Here is a 2963-nt window from a genome sequence, read left to right as displayed (position 1 = left end):
GACGGCTTACACCATCTCGCGCACGTCGGTCAGGTGGCCGGTCACCGCGGCGGCGGCGGCCATGGCCGGGCTCATCAGGTGGGTGCGGCCACCGCGGCCCTGACGGCCTTCGAAGTTGCGGTTCGAAGTCGCGGCACAGCGTTCGCCCGGCGACAGCTGATCCGGGTTCATCGCAAGGCACATCGAGCACCCGGCCAGACGCCATTCGAAACCGGCGTCGATAAAGATCTGGGCGATGCCCTCTTCCTCGGCCTGCGCGCGAACCAGACCCGAGCCCGGCACGACCATGGCACGGATACCGTCCTTGATCTTTTTGCCTTTCAGGATCTCAGCAGCGGCGCGCAGGTCTTCAATGCGGCCGTTGGTGCAAGAGCCGATGAACACGGTGTCGATTTCGATATCGGTCAGTTTCTGACCGGCCTTCAGGCCCATGTATTCGATCGAGCGCGCAGCCGCATCGACCTTGCCGCCCTTGAACGAGCTGGGCGCGGGGACTTCGGCGGTGATCGGCAGAACATCCTCGGGCGAGGTGCCCCAGGTCACGACCGGAGCGATGTCTTCGCCCTTGATGGTGATGACCTTATCGAAATGCGCGCCTTCGTCGGTATAAAGCGTCTGCCACCACGCCATCGCCTTGTCCCAATCCGCGCCTTTCGGGGCGTGCGGGCGGCCTTTGACATAGTCATAGGTTTTCTGGTCGGGCGCGATCAGGCCAGCGCGGGCGCCGCCTTCGATGGCCATGTTGCAGACGGTCATGCGGCCTTCCATCGACAGATCGCGGATCGCTTCGCCGCAATATTCGATGACATAGCCGGTGCCGCCAGCGGTGCCGGTCTCGCCGATCACCGACAGGGTGATGTCCTTGGCGGTCACACCCGGGCGCAGCTTGCCGGTGATCTCGACCTTCATGTTTTTCGATTTCTTCTGGATCAGCGTCTGGGTGGCCAGAACGTGCTCGACCTCAGAGGTGCCGATCCCGTGGGCCAGCGCCCCGAACGCGCCGTGGGTGGCGGTGTGGCTGTCGCCGCAGACCACGGTCATGCCCGGCAGGGTCCAGCCCTGTTCGGGGCCGACGATATGCACGATGCCCTGACGCACGTCCGACACCGGATAATAGTGAATGCCGAAATCCTTGGCGTTCTTGTCCAAGGCTTCGACCTGAATGCGGCTTTCCGGGTTTTCGATGCCCTTGGCGCGGTCCAGCGTGGTCGGCACGTTGTGATCCGGCACAGCGATGGTTTTGTCCGGGGCGCGCACGGTGCGACCGGTCATGCGCAGGCCTTCGAAGGCTTGCGGGCTGGTGACTTCGTGCACCAGATGGCGGTCGATATACAGCAGGCAGGTGCCGTCCTCGGCCTCGTGGGCAAGGTGGGCATCCCAGATTTTATCATACAGGGTTTTCGGGGCGGTCATTGGGTCTCTCCCGCGGGAATTTCAGTAAGGTTTTCAGACATAGGAAAGGCAGGCCAGCCTATAGGCCGGCACGTACCGACCGGGTCGCACCAAAGAACCGCCAGGGCAGGCGCGCGCGGTCATCCATGTCAAATATCTGTGTCATGGCGCTCAGATACTCTTTCCCCCCGAGTCTATCAAGAGCGCCCGTTCCCCCGGCCGTCCTGAAAGCCGCGCTTGCCCCGTTGCCAACCCATGATAAGTTGACGGGCAGGAGGCCGCATGCAGCCAGAAACCAACGCGACTCTGGCCGAGCAGATCGAGCAACTGCTGGGTCAGGCCATGAGCTTTATCGAAAGCCTGACCCGGCCCGGTTGGCGGCTGTATCAGGTGCTGATCATCCTTGCGCTGATCGGCCTGACCTATGTGGTCGCTTGGGCAATCCGGCCACGGCTGGATCGCTGGGTGCGTGGCAAAGAAGGCGTGGCCAAATGGCAATTGCGCGCCTTCGTGGTGGTGCAAAAGCGCCTGCAGCTGATCTTGTTCGTGCTGTGCAGCTGGCCGTTGGTCTGGACCATGCGCGAGATGACATGGCCATCCCGCAGCTATTTTATCGCGCTGGCGGCGACGCTGGCGCTGGCATGGCTGCTGGTGCGGCTGGCGGCGCGGCTGGTCAGCAACCGGGCGCTGAGGCGGATCGTGACATGGGGCATGCTGGCCTATGTCACCTTATATTTCCTTGGCCTGACCGAACAGGCGACGACTTTCCTTGATGGTATTGCCATCACCTTTGGCGAATTTCGCCTGACCGCGCTGGCGGTGCTCAAGGCCCTGGTGGTCACGACCATCCTGTTCACGCTGGCGCGGCTGACCGCACAGGCGACGGCCACTCAGGTGCAGCGGAACGAGGACATCTCGCCTTCGATGCGGGTGCTGATCGTCAAGATGTTGCAGATCACGCTGTATGGCGCGGCCTTCTTCATCGGCCTCAAGGCGGTGGGCTTTGACCTGACCGGGCTGGCGGTGCTGTCGGGGGCCATCGGTGTCGGCCTTGGTTTCGGTCTGCAAAAGGTGGTGTCGAACCTTGTTTCGGGCGTCATCATCCTGTTGGACAAGTCGATCAAGCCGGGCGATGTCATCAGCCTGGGCGAGACCTTCGGCTGGATCAACACGCTGGGCGCGCGCTATGCCTCGGTGGTGACGCGCGATGGCCGCGAATACCTGATCCCGAACGAAGACCTGATTACCAATCAGGTTGTGAACTGGTCGCACACCAATGATTTCGTCCGATTGGACATCTTTTTCGGCACCTCCTACCACGACGATCCGCACAAGGTCCGCGATATCGCGGTCGAGGCAGCGCGCTCGGTTGGCCGGGTGCTGAATTCGCGGCCGCCGGTCTGTCATATCGTCGGCTTCGGCGACAGCTCGGTCGATTATATCCTGCGGTTCTGGATCACCGACCCGACTCAGGGTCTGACCAACGTGCGTGGATCGGTCTATCTGGCGCTCTGGGACGCGTTTCATGCGGCTGGCATCTCGATCCCGTTCCCGCAGCAGGAAGTGCGCCT

2 protein-coding genes are annotated in these 2963 nt (G+C 62.5%); one reads left to right on the top strand and one right to left on the bottom strand.

All coding sequences use genetic code 11. From position 1 onward, the window contains the following. Window positions 1-6: 6 nt before the first annotated feature. A complete protein-coding gene (gene leuC / locus ABYW26_RS12730) occupies window positions 7-1413 on the bottom strand; it encodes a 3-isopropylmalate dehydratase large subunit (RefSeq protein ID WP_372605277.1) in 1407 nt (468 codons plus the stop codon). A gap of 261 nt (window positions 1414-1674) precedes the next feature. On the opposite strand from leuC, the gene ABYW26_RS12725 reads away from it, so the two are divergent. Next, the coding region (locus ABYW26_RS12725; RefSeq protein WP_372605276.1) for a mechanosensitive ion channel family protein at window positions 1675-2963 on the top strand (1289 nt) is incomplete at its 3' end.

This window comes from Actibacterium sp. (assembly GCF_041584535.1).
GTDB lineage: Bacteria > Pseudomonadota > Alphaproteobacteria > Rhodobacterales > Rhodobacteraceae > Actibacterium_D.
This window is presented reverse-complemented; position numbering and strand designations above follow the sequence as displayed.

Coding starts and splice junctions, on each gene's coding strand:
- leuC (WP_372605277.1), bottom strand. CDS start 1,413: ATGACCGCCCCGAAAACCCTGTATGATAAAATCTGGGATGCCCACCTT.